Annotated in this window: 15 protein-coding genes; 3 read left to right on the top strand and 12 right to left on the bottom strand. The window is 74.5% G+C overall.

All coding sequences use genetic code 11. From position 1 onward, the window contains the following. Positions 1 to 16: 16 nt before the first annotated feature. The 3 genes from KJK29_RS26335 to KJK29_RS26345 all read right to left on the bottom strand — a co-directional run bounded on the left by KJK29_RS26335 (position 17) and on the right by KJK29_RS26345 (position 3,824). On the bottom strand, positions 17 to 1,276 hold the full coding sequence (locus tag KJK29_RS26335; protein ID WP_215121602.1) for an FUSC family protein: 1,260 nt from the start codon (positions 1,274 to 1,276) through the stop codon (positions 17 to 19). Positions 1,277 to 1,466: 190 nt separating this feature from the next. Continuing rightward, complete coding sequence (locus KJK29_RS26340) at positions 1,467 to 2,510, bottom strand: zinc-dependent alcohol dehydrogenase family protein (RefSeq protein WP_215121603.1); 1,044 nt, start codon at positions 2,508 to 2,510, stop codon at positions 1,467 to 1,469. Between the two features lie 39 nt (positions 2,511 to 2,549). Next, positions 2,550 to 3,824, bottom strand: coding sequence for an MFS transporter (locus KJK29_RS26345; protein WP_215121605.1), 1,275 nt, complete (start codon positions 3,822 to 3,824; stop codon positions 2,550 to 2,552). A 134-nt stretch (positions 3,825 to 3,958) separates the two neighbouring features. Between KJK29_RS26345 and KJK29_RS26350 the strand changes: the two genes are divergently transcribed. Beyond that, entirely contained in the window at positions 3,959 to 4,846 is an 888-nt protein-coding gene (locus KJK29_RS26350) for a helix-turn-helix transcriptional regulator (protein WP_215121606.1), read from the top strand. A 21-nt stretch (positions 4,847 to 4,867) separates the two neighbouring features. Here the strand turns inward: KJK29_RS26350 and uppS are convergent, their stop codons facing one another. Both uppS and KJK29_RS26360 read right to left on the bottom strand, forming a co-directional pair. Next, positions 4,868 to 6,613 carry a polyprenyl diphosphate synthase gene (gene uppS / locus KJK29_RS26355; protein WP_215121607.1) on the bottom strand — a complete coding sequence of 582 codons (1,746 nt, stop codon included), beginning with the start codon at positions 6,611 to 6,613 and terminating at the stop codon, positions 4,868 to 4,870. A gap of 193 nt (positions 6,614 to 6,806) precedes the next feature. Then, positions 6,807 to 7,487 carry an ANTAR domain-containing protein gene (locus KJK29_RS26360; RefSeq protein WP_215124466.1) on the bottom strand — a complete coding sequence of 227 codons (681 nt, stop codon included), beginning with the start codon at positions 7,485 to 7,487 and terminating at the stop codon, positions 6,807 to 6,809. A 192-nt stretch (positions 7,488 to 7,679) separates the two neighbouring features. Between KJK29_RS26360 and KJK29_RS26365 the strand changes: the two genes are divergently transcribed. Continuing rightward, positions 7,680 to 8,030, top strand: coding sequence for an STAS domain-containing protein (locus tag KJK29_RS26365; RefSeq protein ID WP_251057946.1), 351 nt, complete (start codon positions 7,680 to 7,682; stop codon positions 8,028 to 8,030). Next, positions 8,027 to 8,980, top strand: coding sequence for a sensor histidine kinase (locus tag KJK29_RS26370; RefSeq protein ID WP_215121609.1), 954 nt, complete (start codon positions 8,027 to 8,029; stop codon positions 8,978 to 8,980). Before KJK29_RS26365 ends, KJK29_RS26370 begins: the two co-directional genes overlap by 4 nt. 15 nt (positions 8,981 to 8,995) lie before the next feature. Here KJK29_RS26370 and KJK29_RS26375 read toward each other — a convergent pair whose 3' ends face one another. From KJK29_RS26375 to KJK29_RS26405, 7 genes are all read right to left on the bottom strand, one after another. Continuing rightward, on the bottom strand, positions 8,996 to 10,033 hold the full coding sequence (locus KJK29_RS26375; RefSeq protein WP_215121610.1) for a rod shape-determining protein: 1,038 nt from the start codon (positions 10,031 to 10,033) through the stop codon (positions 8,996 to 8,998). Positions 10,034 to 10,170: 137 nt separating this feature from the next. Further along, positions 10,171 to 13,614: an SAV_2336 N-terminal domain-related protein gene (locus KJK29_RS26380; RefSeq protein WP_251057947.1), complete on the bottom strand. Its 3,444-nt coding sequence runs from the start codon at positions 13,612 to 13,614 to the stop codon at positions 10,171 to 10,173. Then, on the bottom strand, positions 13,604 to 14,632 hold the full coding sequence (locus KJK29_RS26385; RefSeq protein WP_215121611.1) for an AAA family ATPase: 1,029 nt from the start codon (positions 14,630 to 14,632) through the stop codon (positions 13,604 to 13,606). Before KJK29_RS26385 ends, KJK29_RS26380 begins: the two co-directional genes overlap by 11 nt. A gap of 73 nt (positions 14,633 to 14,705) precedes the next feature. Further along, positions 14,706 to 16,403 carry a VMAP-C domain-containing protein gene (locus tag KJK29_RS26390; RefSeq protein WP_215121612.1) on the bottom strand — a complete coding sequence of 566 codons (1,698 nt, stop codon included), beginning with the start codon at positions 16,401 to 16,403 and terminating at the stop codon, positions 14,706 to 14,708. After that, positions 16,400 to 16,753, bottom strand: a complete 354-nt coding sequence (locus KJK29_RS26395) for a CU044_2847 family protein (protein WP_215124468.1) — start codon at positions 16,751 to 16,753, stop codon at positions 16,400 to 16,402. The genes KJK29_RS26390 and KJK29_RS26395 overlap by 4 nt, the downstream gene beginning before the upstream one ends. A 97-nt stretch (positions 16,754 to 16,850) precedes the next feature. Further along, positions 16,851 to 18,218 carry a carboxyl transferase domain-containing protein gene (locus KJK29_RS26400; protein ID WP_215121614.1) on the bottom strand — a complete coding sequence of 456 codons (1,368 nt, stop codon included), beginning with the start codon at positions 18,216 to 18,218 and terminating at the stop codon, positions 16,851 to 16,853. Positions 18,219 to 18,240: 22 nt separating this feature from the next. Beyond that, positions 18,241 to 19,707, bottom strand: coding sequence for an acyl-CoA synthetase (locus KJK29_RS26405; RefSeq protein WP_215121615.1), 1,467 nt, complete (start codon positions 19,705 to 19,707; stop codon positions 18,241 to 18,243). Positions 19,708 to 19,765 lie beyond the last annotated feature (58 nt).

The following is a 19,765-nucleotide window of genomic DNA, read 5'->3' on the forward strand; positions in this document are numbered from 1 at the left end:
GCCGGCGCCGCCGGTCTCACCGGGCCCGGCCGTGCTCGCTTCCCGCCGCGGCGGTCGTGGTGGTGGCGTGGGCTTCGTCGACGCCCCGCTTGAGGACGTCGCACGTGTGCTGGAACTCGTCCGTCAGCCGGGACGCCTCGGCCATGAGGATGCCGTACGGCTGCGCGGGGTCGCTGAGCGGGAGGGAGCCGGCGCGGGCCTCCTCCTCCAGCCGGTCGCGGCACCGCTGAGCCTCGGCGGCGGCCTCGCACAGCTCGTCGGCCTGGTCGCGCAGCCGGTCTTCGTCGACCTGGCTGAGCAACTCGGCGATCCGGGCGAGGGAGGCCAGGAAGTCGCCGTAGGAGCGGGCGAAGTCGACGTGGCCGGGGCTGGAGTCGGCGTCGGTGCGCCACCGGTCGAGGCTGCGGGTCATGGAGGCCACCTGGTGGGAGACGCGTTCCAGGGCGTCGACGACGGCCTGGTAGCCGTCGAAGGAGGTGCGGTGGCGATGACGGCGCCGTAGGCGCACGGGGTTGTAGAGGGTGCTCTCCCAGGCGGTGTGGACCGAGGACTGGGCCTGCTGCACGATCGGTGCCAGATCGGAGGCGCGCCGGCGCCAGTGCCGGGTGCGTTCCTCCTCCAGCTTCCCCTCGCGCAGCGCCGGGTACATGTCGCCGACCAGGTCGCACAGCGAGTGGGCGAGGGTGTGGATGCCGTACTCGGCGCTGCGGTAGCGCAGGGGAGGCAGCACCAGCGTGTTCACCACGACGCCGACGCCGCAGCCGATGAGCACCAGCACGATGATCTGCCCGAGCTGGGACCAGCGCTGGGAGTCGCTGGTGGCCGCGACGTAGGTGGAGAAGGAGAAGAACGCCGCGGTGGCGACCTGGGAGCCCTGCGAGCCCAGCGGCCGCCACCGTCCGATCGCCAGGGCCGCCAGGGTCACCAGCATGAACGTGAGCAGGTGGGGGCCTGCCACCAGGCCCAGCACTCCCTGCAGTCCCACGCCCACGGTGACCGCGCCGACGTAGCGCAGGGCCTGCACGAGCGACCGGTAGACGGTGACCTGCATGATCAGCACCGCGGAGAACGGTGCGAACGCCGGTGACTGCGCGGCCATCACATCGCGCGCGATCACCCAGGCGACGGTGGCCGCGAGGGTGCACTTGCCGATGAGGGCCAGGGTGTGCCGCTCGTGCCCGTCCGAACCCGCCCGGAGGAACCATCGCCGCACCCGGGCCGGCCAGTCCTGGGATGCCGCCTGTACACGCTGCGCTCCCGCAGCGGCTTCGCCCATCGTCTCTCCCGCTCCCGCTCCCGTTCCCGCGTCCGTTCGGCCACGGCTGCCGGGCCACGGGGTACCCCGTGCGGGCCGGCGCAGACCCGGCGAGGGGCCACGCCCGTCCCGCGCCGGGTGGCCGGTGGCCTGCGGAAAGCCCCCGGCCGCGGCGTGCTCCGGGGCGGCCGGGGGCTCTACGGGCGTCGGGTCAGTTCTCGACGAGGACCTTGAGGCTCTTGCGGTCGGCCATGTCCCGGTAGCCGCCCGGGACGCCGTCGAGGTCGGTGGTGGCGTCGAAGACCTTCCCGGGCTCGATGGTGCCGTCGAGGATGTCGGGCATCAGCTCCTCGATGTAGGCGCGGACCGGTGCGGGGCCGCCTGCCAGGCGGATGTTGTGCCGGAAGAGGCTGCCGAAACCGACCGGTGCCTCCTCGTACTGCGGAACGCCGACGCGGCTGATCACACCGCCCGGGCGGACGACGCCGAGGGCCTGCTCGTAGGCGGGCATGTTGCCGACGCACTCGAGGACCACGTGCGTGCCGTGTCCGCCGGTCAGCTCGCGGACCGCCGCCACGCCCTCCTCGCCGCGGGCGGAGACGACATCGGTGGCGCCGAACTCGCGGCCGAGGTCGGTGCGCGCCCGGTGACGTCCCATGAGGATGATCTGCTCGGCGCCGAGGCGCTTGGCGGACAGGGCCGCGAGCAGGCCGACCGCGCCGTCGCCGATCACGGTGACACGGGTGCGCTGATCGACACCGCCCGCGACGGCGGCGTGGTGGCCGGTGCCGAGGACGTCCGAGAGCGTCAGCAGGGACGGGATCAGGGCGGAGTCCGGGGCGACGGGGAGCTTGACGAGGGTGCCGTCGGCGAGCGGGACGCGGACCGCTTCGGCCTGGCCGCCCTCGTCCGCCTCGCCGTCCCAGAAGTTGGCCTGGGCGTGGGCGCAGGACGTGTGCAGGCCCGCGCGGCAGAACGCGCAGGTGTTGTCGGAGATGGCGAACGGGGCGACGACGAGATCGCCGCGCTTGACGGTGGTCACCTCCGAGCCGGTGTCCTCGACGACGCCGATGAACTCGTGGCCCATCCGCGCGGGACCGTCCTCGGGCTTCATCGAGCCGTACGGCCACAGGTCGCTGCCGCAGACGCAGGACGCGGTGATACGGACCAGGGCGTCGGTGGGGTGCTGGATGACGGAGTCGGGGACGTTCTCGACGCGGATGTCGCCGGCGCCGTACAGGAGGGTCGCGCGCATGAGGTGCTCCAGTGTTGTCGTGCTGGTCGGACGAGCGGGTCAGGCCTGGTCGGCGTGGACGGAGGCCGCACTCCGGGAGGCGGCGCCGGTGCGGCGGTGCCGCCGCAGGGCGAGGGTGAGGGTGGGGATCAGGGTGAGGGCGGCGACGGCGGTGCCGACGACGGCGGGGCCCGTGGATCCGAGGCCGGAGTCGAGGGTGAGTCCGGCGGTCCAGGAGCCGGCGGCGGTGCCGAGGTTGAACGCCGAGACGGTCAGGGCGGAGGCCAGGGTGGGTGCCCGGCCCGCGTAGCGGACGGCCAGGGCCATCAGGACCGGGTTGGCGCCGAGGCCGAAGAATCCCAGCAGGCCGATCAGGACGACCGTGACCGGGGCGGAGCCGGCCAGCAGGACGATCGCCATCAGCAGGAGGGCGGCGCCCGCGGCGGCGACGACGGTCACCGTGTGGGGGCGGCGGTCGCCCAGACGGCCACCGATGATCGAGCCCGCGAGGGCTCCGACGCCGAAGCCGACGAGGACCAGCGGCACCAGCCCGGCGGCGAGACCGGTCCGGTCGGTCAGCAGGGGCGCGATGTAGGAGTACGCGGCCAGGACACCGCCGGTCGTGGTCGCGCAGGCGGCCAGGACCAGCCACAGGCGGCCGGAGCGCAGGGCGGTCAGCTCGGAGCGGATCGAGCCCGTGTACCGGTCCGGGCCGTCGTCGGGGACGGTGCGGGCGATCAGCGCGATGGCCGCGGCGGAGGCGGCGGCCAGGGCCCAGAAGGGTCCCCGCCAGCCCATGAGCTGCCCGGCGAACGCGCCCAGCGGTACGCCGACGACGTTGGCGAGCATCGCTCCGGCCCCGACGACCCCGAGGGCGCGGGAGCGGGCGGCCGGGCCCGCGGCGTGCGCGGCGGCCACGTTGGCCACGGCCCAGAACGCGCCGGTGGCGATCGCGGTCAGGAACCGTGCCGCCAGCAGCAGGCTGAAGCTGGAGCCGAGCGCCACGACGACGTGCCCGGCGGCGAAGACGCCCAGGGCGAGCATCAGGGTCAGCCGCTTGGGCAGCCGCAGCGTCAGCATCGCCATCAGCGGGGCGCCGACGATCATCCCGACGGCGAAGACGGTGATCAGCAGCCCGGTCCGGGCCACGCCGACCCGCAGATCGCCCGCGATCTCGGGCAGCAGGCCGGCCACGACGAACTCGGTGGTGCCCATCAGGAACGTGCCGAGCGCGAGCACGTGGACGACGAGCGGCAGCCGGGCGGACGAAGGCTCGGGGTTGTCGGCCCGTACGGTCTCGGCGGGGGCGTGGAGGGTCGCTCCTCGCGTACTCATGCATCAACTCCGTGGGGTGCTGTCCGGTGTGCGGAACCCACGAAACCGGCCCTGCGGCGGGTGGAGAAGGTTGCGTTTATGGGGGGTACAAGCTCAACCTCCCTCCGCACCCCGCGGTGGCTACCGTGGAACGCATGGCCGACCACAGCAGTGACCACCGCACGGAGATCCGGGACTTTCTCGCCAGCCGCCGCGCCAAGATCACGCCGGAGCGGGCCGGGCTGCCGACCAGTGCCCGGCGCCGGGTGCCGGGGCTCAGGCGCGAGGAGGTCGCCGTGCTCGCCGGGGTGAGCACCGAGTGGTACACCCGCCTGGAGAAGGGCCACATCAGCGGCGTCTCCGAGGACGTGCTCGCCGCGGTCGCCCAGGCCCTGCAGTTGGACGACGACGAACGCACCTATCTGTTCGACCTGGCACGCGCCGCCCGGCCCGCCCGGCGCACGCCGTCCCGCCGCAGGGACGTCGAGGTCCCGCCCCGCATCCAGTGGCTGCTGGACTCCGTCGCCCTGTCCGCCGCCTTCGTACGCAACGGCCGCCTGGACGTCGTCGCCACCAACCCGCTGGCCAGGGCCCTGCACGCGCCGATGTTCGCCAGCCCCACCGCCGACTCGCGGGGCCGCGCCAACTTCGCCCGCTACCACTTCCTCGACCCGGGCTCACAGGACTTCTTCGTCGACTGGGCCTCCGGCGCCGCCATGACCGTGGCGCTGTTGCGTGCCGAGGCCGGGCGCGAACCGCATGACCGGGCCCTGCGCGAACTCATCGGTGAACTGTCCACGGCCAGCGCCGACTTCCGCACCATGTGGGCCGCGCACGACGTCCGCATCCGCCACGAGGGCACCAAACGGCTCCAGCACCCCGAGGTCGGCCTCCTGGACCTGACCTTCCACTCCCTGGACCTGCCCGTCTCCCCCCGAGCCGTGCACGACCTGAGCCTCTACACCGCCGAACCGGGCACGACCTCCGAAGACCGCCTCAAACTCCTCGCCAGCCTGGCGGCTACTCCCGCGCGGTCGACCTGAGCCTCGTGGAGGCTCACGCGTCTATTCCAGTGGACCCGTGGTGGCCGGAGTCGTGCCGTGGCGGCGTTGGCGGTGGGTGTAGGTGGTGAGGGCGTGCCAGAGGTCGCGGCGGTCGGTGTCGGGCCAGAGGGCGGGGGTGAAGTGGAGTTCGGCGTAGGCGGTGTGCCAGGGCAGGAAGTTGGAGACGCGGTGTTCGCCGCCCGTGCGCCAGAGCAGGTCGACGTCCGGCAGGTCGGGGCGGGGGAGGTGCCGGGCGAAGTCGTCCTCGGTGATCAGGTCGGGATCCAGGTGGCCGGCCCGGGTGCGGCGGGCCAGGGCGGCGGCCGTTCGGGTGAGTTCGTCCCGGCCTCCGTAGTCGATGCACATCGTCAGGGTCAGGCCCGTGCGGGAGCGGGTGGTGCGCTCCCGGAGGTGGAGGAGGTCGACCAGGTCGGGCGGCAGGCGGCCGGGGCGGCCGTGCCAGGTCAGGCGGACGTCGAGGTCGCGGAAGGGGTCGTCGGTCAGTTCACCGCGCAGGAGGTCGAGGATCGCGTCGACCTCTTCGGTGTCGCGGTGCCAGTTCTCGGTGGAGAAGGTGTAGAGCGTCAGGTGCCGTAGGCCGATGTCCAGGGCGCCGTGGACCACTTCGCGGACGGCGGTGGCGCCGGCGCGGTGACCCTCGTGGCGGGGGAGGCCCCGCTGCTGGGCCCAGCGGCCGTTGCCGTCCATGATCACGGCGACGTGGGCGGGCAGATGGACGGGCGGGATCTCCGGAGGGCGTTCGCCGGTCGGGTGGGGTGGTGGGGAGCGGAACGCCGTGGTGGGGGCCGGGCGGGTGAGGGCGGGGCGTCTGCCGTGGGCGGGCTGGTGTGCGGGCGGCACCGTCAGGGGGGTCAGGCTCCAGGCCAGGGCCGCGCGGGCCCGGGCGGGGGCGAGGATCCGGGCGCGGGTGAGGGGCGCGGGCCGGGGCGGGGCCTGGAGTACGCCCGGTCCGGCGGCGTCGATGGCGTCGAGCTGGGCGCGCAGCAGGGCCGCCATCGTGTGCAGGACGGTGGCGGGGCCGGGGTGCATGCCGCGGCTGAGGCTCTCCTGGGTCACCCACCGGCGCGCCAGCCCGGTCAGCTCCGTGACCAGGGCGGACACGGCGGGGCTCCAGCGGCGGTGCGCCAAGTCGGCGGCGGATCCGGGGTGGTTGTCGAGGGCCTCGCCGGGCAGCAGGAGGTCGCCCTGGGCGAGGTCGGCGGACAGGTCGGTGAGGATGTCCGTGAGCCGGACGCCGTCGAGGAACTCCTCGTAGGTCTCCCGGGTGTCCAGCCGGAGCGCCACGGGCACCCCGGCCCGGTCGAAGAGCGTGCGGACCTGGCCGAACCAGGGCAGCAGGTTGTCCCGGCCCCAGGTGCGCCACTCGGTCCAGTCGGTGAAGTGCCTGCCCTCGGTGTCCTCCTGGACCTGGACCATGGCGGCTTGCAGTTCCGACAGGTCCAGGCGCCAGCGGCCCGCGGTGTCCACGAGGGCGTGGCGGACGGGGTCCTGGCTGGTGCCGGTGGGCAGTTCGCGGTGCAGGGCGCTGATCCACTCCTCGACCCGGACGGCCCGGTCGGCCGCCGGTGCGGTGCGGTCGTCGCCCAGGTCGTCCAGCGCGTTGGCCGCCGCCCACAGGGCGTGCAGCGCCGGGCGCAGCGGGGCGGGCACCAGCTGGATCAGGGCGTACTCCGCGGGGTCCTCCCGCCTGGTCCGGACCCGGCACAGCCGGTAGGCCGCCCGCAGCGCCGGGTCGTCGCCGATCACCGTCCGAGCGGCGGTCGTGCGTCGGTCTGCCGGGTCTGGGGTCGCGGGAGGCACATCGCTCACAACGAGAGCGGTACGTCCAGGTATTGCGCTGATCAAGTGGGTTGCTGCGGGGGAGGGGGGTTTGTCCGGGGTCTGGTCCGACAGGCGGCTGCCGCGGCGTACCCCCTGTGGGTGGGTCCCGGGCCCGTCGTCAGTTGTGGTGGTGGCGGGTCAGGGCCTTGTTCAGGGCTGTGCGGAGTTCGGGGGGTGGGGGAGGGCCGTCGGACTGGGCGCTGGCGGTGACCGCGGCGGCCACGTCGCGGAGCTTGGTGTTGGAGAGCTGGGACGTCTCGCGGAGGATGTGCCAGGCCTGGTCGGAGGTGCAGCCGTGGGTGGCCATGAGGATGCCGCGGGCCTGGTCGATGACCGGGCGGGAGGCGATGGCCTGGCGGAGCTGCTCGACCTCCGACTGCAGGACGTGCAGGCGCTCCGCGCGTTCCAGGGCGACCGCGGAGAGGGGCGAGGCGGCCGGGTCGTGGGGCGCGGTGCGCAGCGGGTCCGTGGTGTCCAGGCCGGCCAGTTCCAGGATCCGGCGCGGCTGGCCGTTCCAGTTCGTGGTGGTGATCGTCGTCGTCGCACGCTGACGGCCGTAGTCGCCCAGCACGTCCAGGAACCGCAGCCCGGCCGTGTCCATGAAGTGCACGCGCCCCATGTCCAGCTCGACCCGGGTGATCGTGGCCGGCAGCTCGGCCAGGGTTCTCGCCAGGATGTCCGCGCAGCCCTGGACGAGCTCACCGCGCGGGGTGAGCTCGGCCCGGTCCGCGTCGACGCGGCCACTGATGACCAGGGTGTTCAGCCCTCCTGTGAGGTGTGGTGATGCCGCTGACGTCATGTCACCGCCCTGTCGGTCCTCGTCGGTCGTCATCGGTCCCCGCCGGACTGTGCAACGATCACGTCGCCCCCCCGGTGGACGTCGGTGTGACGTGCGCCTGCCCGCCTCACGGCGTACTACACCCGCTTCGGGGGCATGGGTTTTTCCCGGGCGGGTACGAGCGCTGTGGTCCGCGAGCGTGGGGAGAGGGGCTTGAACACTCCATATCAGGTGCCTGCCGCCGGACCCCGCGTGCCGGGCCTGGCGGTGTTTCCGCTGGCCGGGCGGCAGGGGGTCAGGGCGGCGGGAGAAGTCGGCCTGACGACCCGCGCGATCTGGGAAGGCGTACTGGAGCAGGCCGTTCGCGAGGATGAGGACGTGTACTACCTGGAGCTGTCCGACGTGACGTTCGTCGACGTCGCGGGCGCCGGCGCGCTCGCGGCCGCGGCGGGGCAGCTCAGGGACGGCCGCAGGTTCGTGGTGCGCCGACCGCCGCCGGCCCTGCGACGGACGCTGGATCTGCTGTGGCCCGACCAGGAGGGAATCGAGGTGTCGACGTCATGACCACCGCCCTCACCGAGCCCTTCGGGCCCCTCGCCCCCTTCGTCCACCCCGCGCTCTTCTACCGGGACGAGCAGGAGTACCTCGACGGCACCGTGCCCTTCGTGCGCGACGGCCTCGCGGCCGGCGAGCCCGTGGCGGTCGCGGTGCCCGGCAAGAACCTCGCGCTCATCCGGGACGCCCTGGGCGAGGCCGCGGACGCCGTGAGGTTCCTGGACATGCGGGAGGCCGGGCGCAACCCGGGCCGGATCATCCCGGGCGTGCTCCGCGCGTTCGCCGACGCCCAGCCGTCCGGCCGCCGGGTACGCATCATCGGCGAGCCCGTCTGGGCCGGGCGCTCCGCCACCGAGTATCCCGCCTGCGCCCAGCACGAGGCGCTCATCAACGCGGCCTTCCGGGGCCGTACGGCGACCATCCTGTGTCCCTACGACGTCCAGGAACTCCCCGAGCACGTCCTCGCCGACGCGCACGCCACCCACCCCACCGTCATCCCCTCCGGCTCCCGGGCGGAGCAGGACAGCGAGGCGTACGCCCCCTGGGCCGTCGTCGACCGCTACAACGAGCCGCTGCCGCCCGTGCCGGACGCGCTGACGTTCCCCTTCGACTCCGACTCGCTCTCCCCGGCCCGGCACGTGGCCGTCGGCGAGGCGGCGCGGCTCGGACTGACCGGCGTCAAGCTGGACGACCTGGCCCTGGCCACGGCCGAGCTCACCACGAACAGCGTGGTGCACGGCGGTGGTTCGGGTGTGCTGCGGATGTGGACCGAGGACGGGTACGTGGTCTGCGAGGTGCGCGACGGGGGACGGCTCGCCGACGTTCTGGCCGGGCGCCGGCCCGTCCCCCGTGACCAGCGCGGCGGGCGCGGGATCCTCCTGGTCAACCTGATCGCCGACCTGGTGCGGGTGCACCGGGGCGACGGCGGTACGACGGTGCGCTGCTGGTTCGTCCGCTGACGGACCCGGGGCGGCTCAGGCGCCCAGCGGATCCAGCGCCAGCGGTTCGATCTTGCCCTCCAGCATGGCGCCGAGGCCCTGTACGGCACACACGTCCGGGCGCTCGGCGATGCGCACGGGCATCCCGGTCGCCTCGCGCAGCATCTCGTCCAGGCCCGGCAGCAGGGCGCTGCCGCCGACCATCATGATGCCCCGTTCGCCCAGGTCGGCGACCAGGTCGGGCGGGCAGTCCCGCAGCACCTTGCCGATGCCGTCGAGGATCGCGGTGAGCGGCGTCTGGATGGCGTCCCGTACGGCGGCGGTGTCGACCTGGACCGAGCGGGCCAGGCCGGTGGCGACGTCCCTGCCGTGGATCTCCGTGGAAGCCGGGCCGTGCGGGGTGAGGCCGTTGCCGGACAGGGCCAGCTGCAACGGCCGTACGGACTGGCTCGGCAGCATCAGCTCGTGCTGGTGACGCAGGTGCTGCACGATCGCGTGGTCGACGGCCTCGCCGCCCACCGGAATGCGCTCCGCGGTGACGATCGCGCCCAGGGACAGCACGGCCACCTGCGTGGCCGCCGCCCCGCACACCATGATCATGGTGGCCTCGGGCTGCTCCACGGGCAGCCCGCAGCCGACGGCGGCGGCGATCAGCGTGTCGACCAGCTCCACCCGGCGGGCCCCGAGACCGACCAGGGTCTCGATCGCGGCGCGCTGGGCCAGCGGATCGGCGTCGTGCGGGGTGCAGGCCGCGGCGCGCAGGATCGGCTTGCGGCGCAGGCTGCGGCGCATCTTGTCGCCGAGCAGGTGCCGCAGCATGCGCTGGGCCATCTCGATGTCCACGACCGTGCCGCCGGAGACCGGCCGGACCACCCGGATGTAGTGCGGTGTACGGCCCGTCATCTTCTCGGCGAGCTCGCCGACCGCGATCAGGGCGCCGGTGCGGGTGTTCACGGCGGCGGCGGACGGCTGGTCGACGACGAGCCCGGCGCCCTTGACGTAGACGCGCGTACGGGCCGCACCCAGGTCGACGGCGAAGTGGCAGCGGCGCAACTGCTCCAGACTGGCGGTCATGGCAGGTCCTCCCGAGAGCGCAGACCGTGGAGGGCCGCCAGACGGCGGGCCTCCCTCGCCATCGTGCGCGCAAGGGGCCGGGGCCGCCTTTCCGAGGGGGCCGGGTGGGGTGCCGCCGAACGGGGGGTTCGGCGCGGCTACGACCGCAGCGAGCGCGCGGCCTCCAGGAGGGGGGCCAGGGAGGTGACGGTGGTCTCGCAGCCCGCCTCGCCGAGGTGCCGGGCGGCCGTGGCGTTGCGGGCGAGGCCGATGAAGCGCAGGCCGGCCTGCTGGGCGGCGGTGAGTTCGGCGACCGTGGAGCCGATGAGCACACCGGTCGCGGCCGCGCCGCCGGAGGAGTGCATCGCGCGCAGGAGACAGTCGGGGTGCGGGGTCAGCAGGGCGAGGTCCTCGCCGCGGCCGTGGACCCCGGCCAGGGGGAGGTGGTAGGGCTGAAGGTAGCGGTGGACGGCCGGGGCGCCCACGTCCGTGACCACGCTGACACGGCGTCCGCAGTCGTGCAGGGCGCGGACCAGCGGCACACAGTTGTGGGTGGTCGGCGCGGCGGGGAGCGCCAGCAGTTCGAGCTGGTCCAGGCGGTCCCGGAGCAGCGGGCCGAGCCGGTCGTGGGCGAACGCCCGCAGGACGTCCAGCGGATGGACGAACGTCTCCGGACCCGCCCCGCCCACGGTGTCCTTCGGGTCGCGGTGCTCGGCGACCAGGGCGAGCAGGTCGAGGGCGGCCTCGCGCGCGGTGGTCGCCGAGAACAGGCGGGCCACCGGACCGTCGAAGCCCAGCAGCACGCTCTCGGCGTCGCCGAGGAGAGCGGACAGCGGGCGCGCCGACGGGGCCGGGCCCTGCGGCGCGGGCAGGGCCGCCCCCTCCGGGGCGAGCTGCACCGACGCCGTCACCGACAGCCCCGGCACGGGCCAGCGGCGCAGCCCGGCGTTGACCGCGCGCTGGGCCGCGCCCGCCCGGCGCAGCGGATGCCTACGGGTGATCCTGGCCGCCTCCTCCAGCAGATGCTCCAGCAGCGGCTCCGACACCCGGGCGACCTCGCCGCGCACGAAGGCGACCGGATCGTCCACGTGCCAGGACAGCTCGACCGCGGCGGCGAAGGCGCCCTTGCCGGAGCTGGGCAGGGAGACCCGGTGGTGGGACTGGCGCGTGGTGAGGTCCACCTCGTAGTACGTGACGTGCCGCGGTGGCCGGGCGCCGTGCGGCCTGGCGGGGTTGAGGAGGGTGAGCGGCCCGTCCGGCTGGGTGTGGACGACGGCCGTGCGCCCCGGGGCCGGTATGCCGAGCCGGCGCAGATCGTGGGTGATGAAGGGCCCCCGCACCAGGTCGCGGTCCTCGGGTTCCGGGGCCGTGGAGGGGGACAGCGGGCAGTACCAGGCGACGGGCGGGGTGTCCGTGGCGCCGCCCTGGTAGAGCGGCTGGAAGCGCCGGGGCCCCTGGGCCGCCGAGCTGCCGGCGAACTGCTCGTACACGGCAGGGGAGACGACCACCTGGAGGTCGGCGTTCACGGGCGCCGTCACCTCCGGCGGGGTGGGTCCGTCCCAGAACGTCACGGTGAGGGGTGGCGGGTCCACGAGCCCGGTCAGCACCTCGGGAAGCCAGCGCACCACCGCGACCAGCACGGGCAGGACGTAGGTGCCGGGCTCGGTGTGGACCACGTAGCCGTTGCCGCGGACCCGGACGTCGGTCTGGTGGGCGGCGAGGGCGCCCCGGGAGAGCATCTCGTGCACCGCGTACTCGAGGGTGATGCGCGCCTCGGGGTGACCGGTGAGGTCGTCTGCCTCGAAGAGGATCGTGGGGCCGGCGGCCTCTTCGGGCGCCGTCCGCTCCGGTTCGGCCCGGGTGGTCCCGAGGCCCGGCCCGCCCAGCCGCCGTACCGTCTCCTCGCTCACCGTCGCGAACGCCGGGCCCGAGCCGTTCTGTCCGCCGTCCGTCTCGGCCCGGAACTCCCCGGCCGCGAGCCCCGCGCGTTCGTCGATCAGACCGCCGACCCGTTCGAGGAACTCCCGGGTCCGGCCCCGGGCCGTGCGCGGCAGGGAGCGCAGCAGCAACTCCCGTACGCCGGGCCGGAATTCGTAGGAGCCGGGCGGGCCCGGGGCTGCCGCGAGCATGCCGCTGAGGATCACCTCGGCGAGATGCCGGGGGTGCGGGTCGCGGTCCACGGTGCGCTGGACGAGGCGCATCACCGGCACCGAGGGCACCGCCAGCGCGAGATGCCCCGCGAGACGGAAGGCCTCCGGGGACGCGGTCGCGCGAAAGCGCAGCACCAGGTCCTCCGGGGACGCCGAGGCGAGGTCGGGGACCGGTTCGGCGGGTGGCGCGGGGGCGGGCGGCAGCCAGGCCGCCGCGCCCGGGGTGCGGACGCCGCCGGGGTCGCAGACCAGGGCCGCCCAGTGGGCGAGCCAGGGCGCGCCCGGTTCCAGCACCGGCAGGGGCAGGGCCCGGTCGGGGGCGGGCGTGGCTTCGTACGGGGCGAAGGCGAGGGTCGCCGAGGGCGCCGCCGTGGACGGCGCGGTCAGCAGGCCCGGTTCGGCGGGGAGTGCCGTGGTCGGCCAGAGGTGTTCCGGCAGGGGCTGGACCACGGCGAGCGGCATGCGGCGGGCCCAGTGCCGCAGTGTGCGGTACCAGCGCTCGCCCGCCTCGCCGGGGCGCCACTGCGGGCCCATGCAGTCGCTGACGACGAGGGTGACCGTACGGCCGTCGTCGAGGACGGGGACCTGGCGGGCCCGGCCGTCGGGTGTGGCCGGATGCAGGGTGACCGTACGGAAGATGCCCGACTGGGCGAGGGCCGTGTGCAGTTCGCTCACCAGAGGGCGCCAGACCGGCATGGTGGGGCCGATGTCGTGCACGAGGTTCAGCCGCAGCCAGCGGTCGGGGGCCGGGCGCAGCACCGGGAGCCAGATGTCGGGGTGGGCGCCGAGCCGGGCGATCCGGTCGGCCGTCGCCCGTTCGTCCAGCACGCGCAGATGCGGGGAGGGCACCTTGCGCTGCAACGGGCGCAGGGCACGCTGCAGCGCGAGCGGGTGGGGCAGCATCGGGGGTGCGGGGGCGAGCAGGGGGGAACCGCCTCCGGTTCCGTCCCCCTCGGCGGGGCCCGGGGCGCGTGGTGCGGGCAGGTGCAGGGGGACGCGGTCGGTCGCCGGGGCGGTCGGGGGAGGCTCGGAGGGGGGTGGTGGCACGGGAGCGGCCGGGGGGTCGGCCTCGGCAGGCTCTTCGGGCGTGGTGCGCGGCGTGGGCAGCTCGGGCCGGGGGTCTTCCCCAGACGTCCCGTCGGCCTCCAACAGGCCCGCCAGCCACAGCAGTTCCGCCAGCTCCCGGGGTGTGGGCGACGCACCGGCGGCGGACAGTGCCGCGGCCAGGCGGGCTACGGGGGATCGCCCCGCCTCGCGATCGGCGGGTGCGCGCCGGGACCCGGCCGTGCGGTCGCCGACCGGCGAGGGGCCGCCACGCGCCTCGCGATCGGCGTGTGGGGGCCGAGTTCCGGCCGCGTGGTCGCTGACCGCCGACGGGCCGCCGCCGGGGGCGCCCGAGGCGGCGCCTGCCCGGTCCGGCTGAGGGCGCTCCCGCTCGGGGTCAGAAGCCATCGCCGTCGGCCGTCGCGCTGAGATACGGCATCAGCTGCTCGGCGAGGTCGTCACGGGACGCCGCGTCCAGGCCGGAGACTCCGGTGAGGTAGAGGGCGTTCAGGAGCTGGTCGGTGGCGAGTTCGCCGCCGCCCGCACGCTCCAGGAAGCGGGTGATGAGACGGTCGGCGGCGGCGTCCGGGGTGTCGAGGTGGGCGCGGACGATCTCGGTGAGCTGCTCGCGGTCGGGGCGGCGCAGCTTCAGCCGGACGCAGCGGCGCAGGAAGGCGGGCGGGAACTCGCGTTCGCCGTTGCTGGTCAGTACGACGAACGGGAAGGCCCGGCAGCGGACCCGGCCGCGCCGGACGGCGACGGGGGTGTCGGTGCCGTCGGCGAGGACCTCGGCCGCCGTATCGTCCGAGTGGCGGGCGGCGCGGACCAGTTCGGGGATCTCGTACTGGCCCTCCTCCAGGACGTTCAGCAGGTCGTTCGGCAGGTCGAGGTCGCTCTTGTCGATCTCGTCGACGAGCAGGGCCCGGGGCCGGTCGTAGGGGAGCAGGGCCGTGCCGAGCGGGCCGAGGCGCAGATGGTCCTCGACATCGCCGGCGGCCGGACGGTCCCGCTCTTCCCGGCCCTGCCGCTCCCGGGCCGCGTACAGCCGGGACAGCGGGTCGTACTGGTAGAGGCCGTCGGACAGGGAGCTGCGGCTGGTGATGTTCCAGCGCAGCACCGGGCCGAGCCGCAGCTCGCGCGCCACTGCGTACGCCAGTGAGGACTTGCCCGTGCCGGGCGGGCCGGTGACGAGCAGGGGGCGGCGCAGGCACAGCGCGGCGTTGACGAGCCGGACGCTCTCCGCCGTGGCCACATAGGACTTGGCCCGGTGCAGGCGGTCGGGCGAGACGGCTGTGGCGTCGTCGGCGTCGCCGGGCGGCGGCAGGGCGGGCCCGCCGTCGAAGTCGCGCCAGGGCGGGGGGACGGGGAGGTGGTCGATGCCGTCGTGCGGCTCGTTCCTGCCGGTGTAGACCGACCAGTGCGGCATGGGGGTGCTCTCCGCTCTCCGTTTTCGTGCTGGTGTTCTCAAGGCGCCCCGGACCGTGTCCGAGTGGGGTGGGTCAGGACACCGGCGACACCGGTGACCCCGCGTGCGCGGCGGCGACCGCGTGCGGGTCGGTGAAGACGCGCGGGTCGTCCCAGAGCAGTTGGATGCCGTGCGCCCAGTGGTCCTCCTCCGCGTCGGCCTCCTCGCGCAGGGCCAGGATGTGGCGCGGGAGTTCGGCGGGCGGTACGGCCGAGAGGCAGGCGTCGAGCGCGTCGAGGAAGGCCTTGCCGGTGCAGCCGTCCGCTCCCGCGCACTCCTCCTGCCCCGAGTCGCAGCCGTCGCGCGACCACACGATGACCGGGGCCGGCGCGGTGAGCGAGGTGTCGAAGTGCGGCCTGGTACGGGAGGCGGCCGGGGCGGTGCCGAACCCGGCGAGACAGGCGTCGGGCCGCCGCATCCGCATCCGCAGCCGCCCGGGCTCCTCCGGGCCGCCGCACTCCACACGGTGCATCCGCGCGCCCGGCAAAGCGTCCAGGCGCTTCCACGCCCGGGTCAGGACATGCCGAGTGCTGGCCTTGCGCCGGGCGTGGTCGGTGACGACCAGCGGGTAGACGCAGCCGAGCGGCGTCGTGTCGTCGGGGGCGCTCTCCCAGAGGTCGACGGGCCAGTCCAGCCAGTCCCGGGGCAGCGCGAACGCGACCAACTCGTCGGCGCCGGGCGTCAGATACCGGAAGGCCGCCTCGATCCGGTCCCGTACGTAGGCGTGCAGCCGGTGCTGTTCGACCGTGCCGGAGTCCACCGGGTGCCGTCGCCCCTCGCTGTACGCGGACACCTCGACCCGGACCAGTCCGTCGCCCGCTCCGCTGTGCCCGAGTTCGACGAGGATCGGCGACCAGTCGGGCGCCGACGGCTCCACGACCGGCGTGTGCAGCAGGGCTTCGAGCCGGTCGGCGAACCGGGACACGGTCCGCGCGGCGCCCGGCCCGTCGAGTTCGCACAGCACGAACAGGGCCGCCGACCACAGTGAGGCGAACCCCTCCTCGGGCGGCGGCGGGTCGAAGGGGTCGGCGGCGGCGGAGTAGAGCCGGGCCGGGTCGCAGTCGACGCCCGCGCGGGCCGCCTTCTCCACCAGGCCGCGCAGCCGGGCCCGGTCGGCACTGGCGTGGTCGGAGGTGGGGACGAGGCTCTCCAGGCCGGGCCAGTAGCGGGCCATGACCTGGGTGGGCATCATCCGGCCGTTGCGCACGTCCCGGCTGCCGGCCGCCGCCGTGACCATGCCGACGACCTCGCCGGTGTCGGCCAGGGTGACGGCCGCCCCGCTGAAGCCGGGGGCCAGGGCCTGGCCGCCGGGATGCCAGGCCTCCAGCTGGAGCCACTCCCGTTTGATCAACTGCGGTGCGGTGACGCGGTACTCGGCGAGGGTGCCCTCGTCGAAACCGGCCGGGAAGCCGTAGACGACGAGCTTGCGGGGGCTCGTGCCGAGCGCGGCGTCGACGGGGGCGAGCGCGGCCGGGGCGATGGGCATCTCCCGGTCCAGTTCCAGCACGGCCAGGTCACCGAGGTCGGTGCTGGAGCCGCTCCAGCCGCCGTGCGCGACGACCCGGGCGGGTACGGCGGGGGAGCCGGGCAGCTCCGTGAAGGTCACCGTCGGGCCGTCGCCGTCCTGCACGACATGGGCGCAGGTCAGCACCGTGCTGGGGGTGACCAGGAAGCCCGCTCCGGCGACCTGGCCGTGTAATTCGATCCGGGCGTGCCACTCGGCGCTCTTCATGAGGCGGCGTCGGCCTCCCGAGCACCGGCCTCCGGTGCGGCCGGGGACCAGGACAGCTTGACCACGAGATGCCCCTCGGCGGTCCCCTTGGCGATGAACGCGCCCGCCTCGGCGGACAGCTTCACCCCGAACTCGATCTCCACACCGTCCGGCTTCAGCGAGCCGTCCCGGAAGACGCGCAGCGCGGACTCGGCGGCGGAGCGCACCCCGTCCAGGGCGCCCTCGAACGTACGGGTCGCCTGGACCGTGCCGTCGCCTCGGGAGACCAGTCGGGAGCCGGACCGCTCCTCCGTCCCCTCGACCGCGACCACGGCACCGTCACCGGTCCTGAATTCGACCAACCCGTCCACGGCACCCCCGTCGTCCCACTGCACTGAGCATTTCCATTGTTACGGAAGGTACTTGATGTTCCGTGGGCCATCCACCGGACTCACGGACCCACCACGCCTACGGACCCACCGTCCCCCGGATCACCCCCAGCTCCACCAGATCCTGCGGCCGGATGCGGAGCTGGTCCGCCGTCGGCTCCACCTCGCGCGGCGGACGCTTGAGAATGGCCGCCGCGAGCTCCGGGGCGATCACCGAGAAGTAACTGTCCGCCGTGGCCCAGGTGTTGCCCGGCGCGGCCAGGGCCAGCGCGCCACCGGAGCCGCCCTCGCCGATCACCAGCGACGTCACCGGCGTACGGGCACCCGCCACCGCCACGAACAGATCGGCGATCGCCGCACCCGCGCCCTCCCGCTCCGCCTCCGCGTCGTTGGCGGCGCCCGGGGTGTCGACGAGGGTCAGCACCGGGATGCCGAGCCGGTCCGCGAGCCGGATCAGCCGGGCGGCGGTGCGATAACCGGCCGGGCGGGTCGCGGTCCCGGTCTGCGCCGCGTACGCGACCGTACGGCCCCGATGTTCACCGAACCCGCACAGCATGCCGTCCGGGTCGGTGCCGCCGCAGCGGTCGCCGCTGATCGCGACCCGATGGGTGAAGTAGGCGTCCAGATAGGCGGCGGCGCGCGGCCGCCGGGGCGAGCGGGCACGCCGTACGGCGTCCCAGCCGGTGCCGGGCAGGCCCCCGCTGCCCCCGAGCGGTTCCGGTGGCGGGGCGGGCGTGCCGGACGGGGACGTCAGCAGCGGCAGCCACCGCCCCAGCGCCTCGCGCAGCTCCTCCGGCCGTACGACCGCGTCCACCGCCCCCGCCGCGAGCTGCGCCTCGGCCGTGTACGCCGCCGGGTCCGCGTCCGCCGGCCGCACCCGGGAGCCGGCGAAGCCGACCTGCGCCCCGGGCAGCGCGAGGACCACGTCCGCGCCCGCGCCGAGGGTGGCCCAGCCGCCCCCGGTCGTCGGGTCGCGCACCACGGCGACCTGCGCCAGTCCGGCCTCCCGGGTGAGCGCCGACTGCCGGGCCACCCGCTGGAGCTGGGTCAGCGCGAGCATGCCCTCCTGCATCCGGCTGCCGCCGGTGGCGACCAGCGGCACCACCGGGAGACGGTGTTCACGGGCGTACGTGTACGCCGCCTCCAGCAGGTCGCCGGTGCGCTGTCCCAGGGAGCCGCCGAGGAAGCCGAACTCGAACGCGATCAGCACGGCCCGGGCACCGCCGATCCGGGCGGTGCCGCAGACCACGGACTCCTGCTCGCCCGTGCGTTCGGCGGCACGGGCGAGGGAGGCGTCGTAGCCCGGCCAGGCGAGCGGGCCGTCCGGCCTGGGGTTCCTTATGGACAGGGGGAGTTCGGCGAAGGTGGAGTCGTCGGTGACGAGGGTGACGATCTCGCGAGCCGAATGGCGGCCGGTCGCCTGGTCACTCAGCGGCCGGTCACTCATCGGCTGGTCACTTATCGGCCGGTCACTCATGGGTCAGCGCCCGCTTCATGATCTTCCCCATGTCGTTGCGGGGCAGCGCGTTCAGATGGTGCACGACCCGGGGGCGCTTGTGCGGTGCGAGGCGCTGGGCCACATGGTCGGCCAACTCGGCCAGGGCGGGCGGCGACTGGGGATCGGCGGGCACGATCCACGCCACGATCCGCTCGCCCAGGTCGGGGTCCGGCTCCCCGGTCACCGCCGCCTCCCGCACCCCGGGGTGTTCGAGGAGCGCGTTCTCGATCTCACCGGCCCCGATCTTGTAACCGCCGCTCTTGATCAGGTCGGTGGCCTTGCGGCCGACGATCCGCACATAGCCGTCGGGGTCGCGCACCGCCATGTCGCCCGTGCGGAACCATCCGTCGGAGGTGAAGGCGGCGGCGGTGGCGTCGGGCCGGTTGAGGTACTCGGTGAACAGGTTCGGGCCGCGCACCTGGATCTCGCCGACGGTCTCCCCGTCGTACGCGCCGACCTCCGAGCCGTCCTCCTCGACCAGCCGCAGCTCCACGCCCGGCAGCGGCACCCCGACCGTGCCCGGGCGGGCCTCGCCGTCGGCGCGGACGCTGGTGTTCATCAGCGTCTCCGTCATGCCGTAGCGCTCGATCACCCGCCGTCCCGTCGCCGTCGCGATCCGACCGTGGTCGTGCACGGGCAGCGCGGCCGAACCGGAGACCAGCAGCCGCGCCCCCGTCAGGGCCTTCACCAGATCCGGGTCACTCGTCACCGCCTCCGCGATCCGGTGGTACATCGTCGGCACGCCGAACAGCATCGTCGCCCCGCCGGCCAGCTCGCGGGCCACGCCCTGGGTGCTGAACCGGCCCAGGTGCCGGACCGACCCGCCGCGCCGCAGCGGGCCGAGCGTGCCCAGGACCAGGCCGTGGACGTGGAACAGCGGCAGTCCGTGGACGAGGACGTCGTCCCCGCTCCACTGCCAGGCGTCGGCCAGCGCGTCCAGGGTCGAGGAGATCGCCCGGCGTGGGATGACGGCGCCCTTGGGCGGGCCGGTGGTGCCGGAGGTGTAGACGATCAGGGCCGGGGCGGTGTCATCGGCGTGCTTCTCGACGGCAGCGGGGGCGGGGCCGGTGCCGTGTAGGTCGATGTCTACGTCCACGTCGAGGCGGGGCAGGTCCCGTACCGGGGAGGGGAGTTGGTCCTCCGGGGCCGTGAGCACCAGGTCGGGGGCGCTGTCGGACAGGATGTGGCCGAGTTCCTTCTCGCCCGACTTGGGGTTGAGCGGTACGGCGGGGATGCCGGCCAGCAGGGCGGCGACGACCGCGACGGCGGTCTCCATCGTGGGCGTCGCCCAGACGGCGACCCGCCTGGCCTCGCCGATACGACCGGTGAGGGCGCCGGCCGCGGCGGCGAGTTCTCCGTACGTCAGTGAGCGCTCGCCGAACCTCAGGGCGGGCCGGTCGGCCGGGGCTTCGGTCAGGGCCGGGAAGAGAGGGGGCACGCGTCCGTCTCCTTAGTTTTCTTGCCTGTGTTGCCTGTGTTGCCTGTGTTGCCTGTCT

It is taken from the genome of Streptomyces koelreuteriae (assembly GCF_018604545.1).
In the GTDB taxonomy this organism is placed as follows: domain Bacteria; phylum Actinomycetota; class Actinomycetes; order Streptomycetales; family Streptomycetaceae; genus Streptomyces; species Streptomyces koelreuteriae.